The 8,987-nt window shown below is 71.4% G+C and carries 10 protein-coding genes and 1 pseudogene; 6 read left to right on the top strand and 5 right to left on the bottom strand.

Annotated elements, in window-relative coordinates:
- Positions 1-263: 263 nt before the first annotated feature.
- A complete protein-coding gene (locus KBX08_RS31675) occupies positions 264-1,085 on the top strand; it encodes an HAD family hydrolase (protein WP_210787441.1) in 822 nt (273 codons plus the stop codon).
- On the top strand, positions 1,085-1,897 hold the full coding sequence (locus tag KBX08_RS31670) for an HAD family hydrolase (RefSeq protein WP_210787440.1): 813 nt from the start codon (positions 1,085-1,087) through the stop codon (positions 1,895-1,897). The genes KBX08_RS31675 and KBX08_RS31670 overlap by 1 nt, the downstream gene beginning before the upstream one ends.
- 2 nt (positions 1,898-1,899) lie before the next feature.
- On the opposite strand, the gene KBX08_RS31665 is transcribed toward KBX08_RS31670, so the two are convergent.
- Positions 1,900-2,502, bottom strand: coding sequence for a bacterial proteasome activator family protein (locus tag KBX08_RS31665; protein WP_091396749.1), 603 nt, complete (start codon positions 2,500-2,502; stop codon positions 1,900-1,902).
- 84 nt (positions 2,503-2,586) lie between these two features.
- Here KBX08_RS31665 and KBX08_RS31660 point away from each other — a divergent pair, with 84 nt between their 5' ends.
- Together KBX08_RS31660 and KBX08_RS31655 are read left to right on the top strand one after the other, a co-directional pair.
- Positions 2,587-3,384 carry a S9 family peptidase gene (locus KBX08_RS31660; RefSeq protein WP_210787439.1) on the top strand — a complete coding sequence of 266 codons (798 nt, stop codon included), beginning with the start codon at positions 2,587-2,589 and terminating at the stop codon, positions 3,382-3,384.
- Positions 3,385-3,464: 80 nt separating this feature from the next.
- Positions 3,465-4,652, top strand: a complete 1,188-nt coding sequence (locus KBX08_RS31655; protein ID WP_210787438.1) for an ABC transporter substrate-binding protein — start codon at positions 3,465-3,467, stop codon at positions 4,650-4,652.
- Between the two features lie 67 nt (positions 4,653-4,719).
- Here the strand turns inward: KBX08_RS31655 and ddaH are convergent, their stop codons facing one another.
- Positions 4,720-5,553 carry a dimethylargininase gene (ddaH, locus tag KBX08_RS31650; RefSeq protein WP_357515189.1) on the bottom strand — a complete coding sequence of 278 codons (834 nt, stop codon included), beginning with the start codon at positions 5,551-5,553 and terminating at the stop codon, positions 4,720-4,722.
- Positions 5,554-5,612: 59 nt separating this feature from the next.
- Here ddaH and KBX08_RS31645 point away from each other — a divergent pair, with 59 nt between their 5' ends.
- Together KBX08_RS31645 and KBX08_RS31640 are read left to right on the top strand one after the other, a co-directional pair.
- Positions 5,613-6,077: an Lrp/AsnC family transcriptional regulator gene (locus tag KBX08_RS31645; protein ID WP_210787437.1), complete on the top strand. Its 465-nt coding sequence runs from the start codon at positions 5,613-5,615 to the stop codon at positions 6,075-6,077.
- A 72-nt stretch (positions 6,078-6,149) separates the two neighbouring features.
- Complete coding sequence (locus KBX08_RS31640) at positions 6,150-7,106, top strand: zinc-binding dehydrogenase (RefSeq protein WP_210787436.1); 957 nt, start codon at positions 6,150-6,152, stop codon at positions 7,104-7,106.
- A gap of 6 nt (positions 7,107-7,112) precedes the next feature.
- Here KBX08_RS31640 and KBX08_RS31635 read toward each other — a convergent pair whose 3' ends face one another.
- The 3 genes and pseudogenes from KBX08_RS31635 to KBX08_RS34205 form a co-directional block, all read right to left on the bottom strand.
- Positions 7,113-8,219 (bottom strand): hypothetical protein, encoded by a 1,107-nt coding sequence (locus KBX08_RS31635; RefSeq protein WP_210787435.1) that lies wholly within the window; start codon positions 8,217-8,219, stop codon positions 7,113-7,115.
- Positions 8,220-8,300: 81 nt separating this feature from the next.
- Complete coding sequence (locus KBX08_RS31630; protein ID WP_210787434.1) at positions 8,301-8,567, bottom strand: DUF6457 domain-containing protein; 267 nt, start codon at positions 8,565-8,567, stop codon at positions 8,301-8,303.
- Positions 8,564-8,987: pseudogene (locus tag KBX08_RS34205) on the bottom strand (bifunctional enzyme ispD/ispF); the annotation flags it as partial. The pseudogene KBX08_RS34205 and the gene KBX08_RS31630, both read right to left, overlap by 4 nt.

Here is an 8,987-nt window from a genome sequence, read left to right as displayed (position 1 = left end):
CCCCCCACCCCGCGCCGATCTTGCGTTTGCTGTCCCGGCATAGGGCCCATAAGCACGCGAAACGGTAACCGAAAGTGCAAGATCGCGCGGTGAGGTGGGGGCGGCGCTGCGGGACACCTCACGGGCGCTGGGGGTTGGCGTCCGATTCGCCTGGAAGCCATGGTTGGGGCCCGTTTCGCGAGGTACGGTTGCTGCCCGCCGTCACTCCGGGACTCGGTTTCGCTGATCCTGGCGGTGCGACGGCGGTGGGCGAAGGAGGAACAATGACCCGCCCGGGACTGCCCAAGTTGATCGCGACCGACCTCGACGGGACGCTGGTCCGCAGCGATGACACCGTCTCCGCGTACACCCATGGGGTGCTCGACCGGGTGCGCGCCGCCGGAATTCCGGTGGTCGGCGCAACCGGACGCGGCCCTCGGTTGACCGAGTTGACCCGCAACGACATCCGTGCCGCCGACTTCCTCGTGATGGCCGGCGGCGGACGGGTGGTCGACCAGAGCGACCCGAGCGGCCCGGTGGTGCTCCGCGACGAGCGGCTGCCCGCCGAGGTTCTGGCCCGGCTCCTCGCCGACCTGGAGACGGAGGTCGGCCCGCTGACCGTGATGGTCGAGGCGTCCGACGAGCACGACGCCCCGCTGTGGGGCGACTACCACGAGAGCTGGCCCTACCAGGACCGCTTCGAGGCGCGCACTCGCGACGAGTGCCTCGCCTGCGACGTGATCAAGGCGTTCGCCCGGACCGCCGACCATCACGTGGACGAGCTGCTGGCGGTGGCCCGCCGGATCGTCTCGCCGCAGGTCGCCACGCTCACCCAGGCCGGGCTCGGCTTCATCGAGATCTCCCCGCCCGGCGTGGACAAGGCGACCGGGCTGACCGTGGTGGCGCAGACGCTCGGGGTCGACCCGGCCGATGTGCTGGTCTTCGGTGACATGCCCAACGACCTGCCGATGTTCGAGTGGGCCGGTTGGTCCCGGGTGGCAGTGGCCAACGCACACCCCGCGCTGCGCGCCGCCGCCGACGAGGTGACCTTGCGCAACGACGACGACGGGGTGGCGGTGTATCTGGACCGGCTACTGTCCCGGTAATGGGAGACACACCCCGCCTCATCGCCACCGACATCGACGGCACGCTGATCCGCGACGACCACACCGTCAGCCCACGTACCGCCGACCTGCTCGCGCGGATCTCCGCGCGAGGCACGCCGGTCGTCCTGGTCACCGGCCGTCCGGTCCGCTGGCTCAAGATGGTGTACGACCAGCTCGCCCGACCGCTGCCGGCGGTCTGCGCGAACGGCGCCGTGGTCTACGACCCGTTCGAGGACGAGGTGGTGCGGGCTGACCCGCTCGCCCCGCACCACCTGGCCGAGGTGGCCCGGAGGCTACGGGCCGAAGTGCCCGGGATCAGCTTCGCCGTGGAGATCCTGGACAGCCGGGAAATGCGGCACGAGGCGCACTACCCGCTGCGGTGGGATGCCGACGCCAACGGCATTCGGCCGATCGAGACGCCGGAGGAGTTGCTCTCGGTGCCGGCGGTGAAGCTCCTCGCCCGAGCCGGCGAGCAGGACCCGGATGCCTTCGCCGAGCTGATCGCCACGGCGGTGGCGGGATTGGCCGAGGCCACGCACTCGTCGTCCTCCGGGCTGGTGGAGATCTCGGCGGCCGGGGTGACCAAGGCGGCGGGACTGGCCTGGTACTGCGACCAGCTCGGGGTGGCCGCGGCGGACGTGCTGGCCTTCGGCGACATGCCCAACGACGTGCCGATGCTGACCTGGGCCGGGCGTGGTGTGGCGGTGGCCAACGCGCACCGCGCCGTCCTGGCGGTCGCCGACGACGTGACGACGGCGAACACCGAGGACGGCGTGGCGGCGTACCTGGAGAAGATCTTCGGGGTGGACTGAGGTCAGAGGTACTGACCGGTGTTGTGACCCTCGCCGCCGCCCGGCTGGCCGATGCCCGGCATCCCGGGGACTACCCCACCGGGGCCGCTGGGCAGCGCCTGCCGGCCGCCGCGCATCTGCTCCAGCTGCACCCGGGCGGCCATCTGCTGGGCCACCAGGGCCGCCTGGATGCCGTGGAACAGGCCCTCCAGCCAGCCGACGAGCTGGGCGTGCGCGATCCGCAGCTCGCCCTCGCTGGGGGCCTTGTCCTCGGCGAAGGGCAACGAGATGCGCTCCAGCTCGTCGCGCAGCTCGGGGGCGAGGCCCTCCTTGAGCTCGACGATCGACCGCTCGTGGATCTCCCGCATCCGGTTGCGGCTGGCGTCGTCGAGAGGTGCGGCCTTCACCTCCTCCAGCAACTGCTTGATCATGCTGCCGATCCGCATCACCTTGGCCGGCTGTTCGACCAGGCGGGTCGGGTCCTCGCCCTGGCCCTCGTCGGTCTGCATCGTGCCGATCGGCCGGCCGTCCGGGCCAACCACCACCACGGTGCCGGAGTGGCCGGAGTCGTCGGGGCCGGGCTCGTCGTTCTGTCCAGCGGAGCGCGCTTCGGTCATGGGGTCCATCTTTACCCAGCGGGCGCGAACCATGCCGGCCGGGACCGACTACCGGGGCCGAACCACCCGGGCGGGGCGCGCTACCGTCGCGCCATGCCTGTCGACCCGCGCGCCGTGTTGACCCGGCCCGCACCCGAGCCCGACCGGACAGTGGCGTACGGGGACCACCCGGACCAGGTGGCCGATCTGCGCCTCCCGGCGGGAGCCGGGCCGGCCCGGCAGCTGGTCGTCGTCCTGCACGGCGGCTTCTGGCGGGCCGAGTACGACCGACGGCACACCGGCCCGTTGGCCGCGGCCCTGGCCGCTGACGGCTACCCGGTGGCGCAGCTGGAATACCGCCGTACCGGGCAGCCCGGGGGTGGCTGGCCGGGCACCCTGACCGACGTGCTGACCGGGGTGGCCGAGCTGCCGGTGCTGGCGGCCGAGGCGCTGCCCGGCCGGGTGAGCCTGGCCCCGCCGATCCTGGTCGGGCACTCCGCCGGCGGCCACCTGGCGCTGTACGTGGCGGCCACCGCTCCGGCAACGGTGGGCGGGGTGCTCGCCCTGGCCCCGGTGGCCGATCTGGGCGAGGCGTACCGGCGGGATCTGGACTCGGGCGCGGTCGCCGCGCTGCTCGGCGGCGGCCCGGCGCAGTTCCCGGACCGGTACGCGAGCGCGGATCCACGGATGTTGGTACCGATACGAACACGGACAGTAGTTGTCCATGGCTCGGACGATCGCCAGGTTCCGGTCGAGATGAGCCGGGATTTCGTCGCGGAGGCGCGTGTCACTGGTTCCGATATTTCCCTTGTTGAACTGCCTGGATGCGAGCATTTCGGGCTGATCGACCCGGAGGCCGTCGCCTGGCCTCAGGTCCTCGCCGTGTTGCGGTCCCTGCACGATGATCACTAGCCATTGACGCAGCGTCGCGGACCAGGTAGAACGCCGGTGGGGCGGTGTTCGGCCCTGTACGCATCCTTGGAAGGAACTCGGTGTCGCAGATGAATCGCAGGCGGGCGCTCCAACTGTTGGCCGCGCTCGGTACCACCGGGTTCGTCGCCGCGTGTGGCTCAGACGGTGACGCCGATCCGAGCGCCAACCGGGGCCCGATCAAGATCGGTTTGATCACGCCGCAGGCTGGTGGTTTCAAGAGCATCGGCGACGACATCACCAATGGCTTCCAGCTCTTCCTCGACCTGCACGACCAGCGGCTGGGCGGCCACCCCGTGGAGCTGCTGACCGCCGACGAGGGCGACACCGCGAAGACGGGCAAGGCTGCCGTCGAGGGCCTGCTCAAGCAGGGCGTGCTGGCACTCACCGGCGTGGTCAACTCGGCGGTGATGGTCGGCATCCGGGACACAGTGGAGCAGGCCCGGGTCCCGCTGATCGGCTCCAACGCCTCACCGAGCAGCCTGCAGAGCGTCTTCTACATCTGGCGGACCTCGTACGTGCTCGACGAGGCTGGCAAGGCGCTGGGCCGCTACCTGCGCGACCAACTGCCGGCGAACGGCCGCATCGCGATCATCATGCCGGAGAACGTCGGCAGCCCCGACGTGGTCCGCGGCTTCCGGCAGGAGTTCGGCGCGACCGACCCGCGGATCGGCGACCCGGTGACCTACACCAACGCCACCTCCAACCCCGGCAAGACGACGTACGCCTCCGACATCACCAAGGCGCTGGCCAAGAAGCCCACAGCGGTCTTCTGCTTCTTCGCCGGAGCGGCAGCTGTGGAGTTCATCAAGCAGCTGCGCGAGAGGTTCGCCGGGCCGATCTACGCACCCGGCTTCCTCACCGAGGGCACCGTGCTGGAGAACCTGAAGGACAACGCGCTGGGCATCCAGACCGCGCTGAACTACTCGGCCGACCTGAACAACACGTCGAACCGGGTCTTCGCCTCGGCGTACCGCAAGAAGTACCAGGTCACCCCCACCACGTACGCGATGGCGTCGTACGACGCGGCGCAGGTGCTCGACCAGGCCATCCAGCTGACCGGTGGGAAGCCCACGCCGCAGCAGGTCAACCTGGCCCTGGGCAAGATCGGCCAGATCGACAGCCCGCGCGGCATCTGGCAGTTCAACCAGCCGCGTACCCCGCAGCAGAAGTGGTACCTGCGCGAGGTGCAGCGCGACGGTCAGGTCATGTCGAACGTGCTGATCAACGAGCTGGCCACGCTGGGCTGAACGCCCACCCGGAGCACGATTCGGGGCCGGTCTCCCAGTGGGAGACCGGCCCCGAGACGTTCGCGGGTCAGTGCCGCAGCTCGGCGATGCAGCACTTCACGCTGCCGCCGCCCTTCTTCAGCTCGGCCAACTCGACCGGGACCGGGGTGTACCCGGCCGCCTTGAGCTTGCCGGCCAGCCGGGTGGCCTCGCTGTTGAGCACCACGTTCGCGCCGTCGCTGACCAGGTTGAGCCCGAAGGCCATCGCGTCCTCGTCGTCGGCGATCACCGCGTCCGGGAAGAGCTGGGTGAGCACCCGCTGGCTGGCCGCGGAGAACGCGCCCGGGAAGTAGACGACGTTCGCGTCGTCGATGGCCGCGAGCGCAACGTCCAGGTGGTAGAAACGGGGGTCGATCAGGCGCAGCGACACCACCGGACGACCCAGCGCCTCCTGCGCCTCCGCGTGGGCGGGAATCTCGGTACGGAAGCCGTGCCCGGCCAGGATGAGCCCGCCGTGCGCCTCCGGCACGTACGCGAAGTCGCCCTCACCCTCGTTTGTCTCGCTGGGTGCGATGAACCGCCAGCCCTGCGCCTCGTAGAAGGCGTGGTGGGCGGCGGCCTCGGCGGCCCGCTGTTCGTGCTTGAACCGGGCGCCGTAGACGCTGCCGTCCACCACGAAGCCGCCGTTGGCGGCGTAGACCATGTCGGGCAGGCCCTGCTCGGCGGTGAGCAGGTGCACGTCGTGGCCGAGGCCGACAAGCGTCTCGCGCAGCCGGTCCCACTGCTTGACGGCCAGGTCCCGGTCGACCGGGGTGGTCACGTCCATCCACGGGTTGATCGCGTACTCGACCGCGAAGTATTCCGGCGAGCACATGAGATATGTCCGCTTTCGCGGGAAACGCTGCTGGTTCACGGTCACCAAGAGTAGGTACCGTGGAACTTTGAAAACAGCCACAAGCGTTGCTTCCCAGAGGCGGAACGTTGCAGATAGACGCGGTAGACCAGCGGATCATTGCGTTACTCGTCGCGGACGCCCGTGCGTCCTACGCCGACATCGGTGCCCGGGTGTCACTCTCCGCCCCAGCGGTCAAACGTCGCGTCGACCGACTACGCGCCACCGGCGTGATCAGGGGATTCACGGCCGTCGTTGATCCGGCCGCCGTCGGCTGGACCACGGAGGCATTCGTCGAGCTGTTCTGCGCCGGCCGGACCACCCCGGCGCAGATCGGCGTGGCCGCCCGCCGACACCCCGAGGTGGTCGGCGCGTACACCGTCTCCGGGGAGGCGGACGCACTCGTGCACCTGCGCGCCGCCGACATCGCCCACCTGGAGGCGGCACTGGAGCGGCTGCGTGCCGAGTCCTTCGTGACCTCCACCCGCAGCACCATCGTGCTCTCCCGGCTGGTCGAATCGCCCGGCGTCGGCCCGTCCGCCGGCGCCTCTTGACCTCAACCCAGGTTGAGGAGATGGACTGGCCCCGAGTGGGCGAGGCAGCCCATCGGGGCCGAGGGGGCTGTCATGCGGGCGATCTGGTTACGTGAGTTCGGCGGGCCCGAGGTGCTGGTGCCCGGCCCCGCGCCCGACCCGGTTCCCGGTCCCGGCCAGGTGCTGATCGACGTCGCGCACGCGAACATCACCTTCATCGAGACGCAACTGCGCGCCGGTCACCCCGGCCCGTTCCGCCTCACCCCACCGCTGATCCCCGGCAACGGCGTCGGCGGAGTGATCACGGCTGTCGGGTCGGACGTCGACCCGACGCTGGCCGGGCAACGGGTGGTCACCGCCACCGGAGGTTCCGGCGGTTACGCCGAACGCGCGGCAGTGGACGCCTCGGCGACGATCGCGGTACCGGCCGGGTTGGCTCTGGACGAGGCGGTGGCACTCCTGGCCGACGGGCGGACCGCCACCATGCTGATCGAGGCGGTCGGTGTCCGCCCGGGTGACCGGGTGCTGGTGGAGGCCGCGGCCGGCGGCGTCGGCAGCCTGTTGGTGCAGCTCGCGGTCCGGGCCGGGGCCCGGGTGATCGGCGCGGCCGGTGGGCGACGCAAGGTGGACCTGCTACCCGGCCTGGGCGCCGAGCTGGCCGTCGACTACCTGCTGCCGGAGTGGGCCGAGCAGGTCCGCGCTGCGGTGGGCGCTGTCGACGTGGTGTTCGACGGGGTCGGTGGTTCGGTGGCCCGGGCCGCCTTCGACCTGCTCCCCCCGGGCGGCCGGATGGTCAGCTTCGGGCTGGCGAGCGGCGAGTGGTCCCCGGTTTCGGCGGAGGCGGCCACGGCACGGCAGGTCATCCTGGTCCGCCCGGACGTGCCACCGGCCCGGCTGCGGGCGTACACCGAACAGGCCCTGGCGGACGCGGCGGCCGGCCAGCTACGACCGCTCATCGGCCAGCGTTTCCCACTGGAACGCGCCGCCGACGCGCACGCCGCCATCGAGGCGCGCGCGACGGTCGGCAAGACCCTGCTGGACGTGGCCTGATCGCGATCAGAGGTACATGCCGGTGCGGTGCTCCGACTCGTCGCGCCGGACCGGCTTGTCACCCTCACCGAAGAACCGCTTGCCGCCGAACTCGCCGTGCAGACGGTCGTCCAACTCGTCGGCGAGACCGGTCATCACCTGCACGGCCAGCATCAGATGGGTCGCCTGGAAGTTGCGGCCGAACACCGGGATGGACGCCCACACCGTGTCGTCGGCGCAGTAGAGGCGGCCGATCGGCATCCGGTTCGTCAGTTCGGAGAGCTTGACGTAGAGCCGCTCGGTCGGTTCCACCTCGGTGAGCACCGGGGAGAAGACGTCCACCAGGGGCGGATTGTCCCGCACCCGCACGAAGACCATCGCCGAGCCGGCGCGGATGGTGATGTCGCCGTCCGAGTCGATCTGCAACCGGTCGGTGTCCGACTTCAACATGGTGGAGACCACGGTGCGGACCCGGTCGGCCAGGTCGAGCACGTCGTCCCGCTCGACCTGCGCGGCGGCCGCCTCGGCCAGCGCCTCCTCCAGGTCCGCCTCGACGTCGGCGTCCGGACCGAACTCGCTACGGGCGGTGCCCAGCGCGTCCACGGCCAACGGCTCGCCCTCGGCGTCGTGCACCAGATAGACGAGGAACGCCGGGTGCGGAGCACCGTAGACGTCCCGCAGCGTGCGGGAGAGCAGCGTGGCGACCTGCGTCGACTCGGCCGTCGTGGCGTTCAGCCCGAAGGAACCGCCGGAGCCGGCGACCACCCCGGGCGGGGACCAACCGAGCGCGACCATGTCCGCCACCGCGCCCCGGTCCAGTCGGTAGCCCGCCGGCAGAGCGGCGTTGCCGACCGCGCGGGCGGACAACACCCGGTCCGCGTCCACGTCGACGCTTATCGAATAGACGGCGTCCCCGGTGCCGGAGGCGGTGGGGTCCAGGGTCACGTCGAGGTGCGCGCCGACGGGAAGTTCCCGCAGCCGTACGGCGAGCGCGCGGGCGAACTCCCGCCACGCCTCGGTCACCTTCGCCCGCAGGTCGGTGGTGCTGGGCTCGTCGAGCAGGATCGATTCCGCCGGCTCAGTCGAAGCACCGGGCAGCTCACCGTGCGGCGCCGAGGGGTGGTCAGCCGTCATGATCGCCTCCGTCCGTCACGATCACCCTACCCCCGCCGCCTGTTGGCCGAATCAGCCCGGACCGGGATCGGACAGCGGCGGTCAGGAAGCCGTCGGGTCCGCGGGGTCGGCGCCCAGCTCGACCGGCCAGGCGCCCGCCAGCGCGCTGAGCCGGGCCGCGGCGTCCGCCGGGTCCGCGCCCCGGCCAACCGCCAACCCGAAGAGGTACGCGGTGACCGGCGCACCCGGACGCAACACCTGGTGGGCGACGTCCCGGGCCAGGTCCAGCACCGCCGGCACCGGCACCGCGGCCGGGTCCAGATCCAGCTCGGCGCACACCGCCGTGACCCAGTCGTCCATCACCGTCATCGCGCCCACTCCTCCGCCCGGCGTACGTCCTCGTCAGTGTCGCAGTCGAACCACGGCGGCGGGCCCTCGCCGGACCAGGCCACCTCCCGCACGACGAGACCGGCCAGCAACGCCCGGACCGGCGCTCCGGACAGGCTGCCGCCCCGCTCGACCGTCAACCGGTGCACCGCCGCCCGCAGCGCGGCGACCCGCCAGACACCGCAGAGCGACTGCCGCCGCCCGTCCCCGTCCACGAAGCACGCCCCGTCCGGCCCTCGCTCGCCGTCGAGGCCACTGCGGGCCGGAGCGAGACCGGCACCCGGCGGTTCGGTGTCCGGGCTCTTCCGGTCGAGGTGCTTCAGCAGTTCACCGATCGCGGCGGCGGCCGGCCTGGCGCTGCTGGATCCCGACGTCAGTGTGGTCGCGCTGCTCGCTGCCGAC

Source organism: Micromonospora sp. H61 (assembly GCF_018070325.1).
Taxonomy (GTDB): Bacteria; Actinomycetota; Actinomycetes; order Mycobacteriales; family Micromonosporaceae; genus Micromonospora; species Micromonospora salmantinae.
Note: the sequence above shows the minus strand (reverse complement) of the source record. Positions and strands in the feature narration are given on the sequence as shown.